Source organism: Bacillus sp. 05T31 (genome assembly GCF_056396725.1).
Window position 1 is genome coordinate 1 of record NZ_JBFTMA010001277.1, and the last position, 569, is coordinate 569.

The window sequence follows — 569 nt, forward strand, 5'->3', positions numbered from 1 at the left end:
GATGTTGTGAAAAAACTTCTTGACTTACGATGAGAATTTTTATAAGATACAAATTGTCTTCATTATTCCGCAGTAGCTCAGTGGTAGAGCTATCGGCTGTTAACCGATCGGTCGTAGGTTCGAGTCCTACCTGCGGAGCCATACAGAGAAGTACCCAAGTGGCTCAAGGGGCTCCCCTGCTAAGGGAGTAGATCGCTAACGCGGTGCGAGGGTTCGAATCCCTTCTTCTCTGCCATACATATTGGCCCGTTGGTCAAGTGGTTAAGACACCGCCCTTTCACGGCGGTAACACGGGTTCGAATCCCGTACGGGTCACCACTTCGGAGGATTAGCTCAGCTGGGAGAGCACCTGCCTTACAAGCAGGGGGTCGGCGGTTCGATCCCGTCATCCTCCACCATATRAATTATATRAATAATATTRTCGCGGGGTGGAGCAGTACGGTAGCTCGTCGGGCTCATAAYCCGAAGGTCGCAGGTTCAAATCCTGTCCCCGCAACCAAATGGTCCCGTGGTGTAGTGGTTAACATGCCTGCCTGTCACGCAGGAGATCGCCGGTTCGACCCCGGTCG

General features: G+C 52.7%; 5 tRNA genes. All 5 read left to right on the top strand.

From position 1 onward, the window contains the following. Positions 1-66 precede the first annotated feature (66 nt). A tRNA-Asn gene (locus AC1DJR_RS32885) sits at positions 67-141 on the top strand. 3 nt (positions 142-144) lie between these two features. Further along, a tRNA-Ser gene (locus AC1DJR_RS32890) sits at positions 145-235 on the top strand. Between the two features lie 8 nt (positions 236-243). Beyond that, a tRNA-Glu gene (locus tag AC1DJR_RS32895) sits at positions 244-318 on the top strand. Positions 319-322: 4 nt separating this feature from the next. Continuing rightward, positions 323-398: transfer RNA gene (locus AC1DJR_RS32900), tRNA-Val, on the top strand. 24 nt (positions 399-422) lie between these two features. Then, positions 423-499 (top strand) — tRNA-Met (locus AC1DJR_RS32905). Positions 500-569 lie beyond the last annotated feature (70 nt).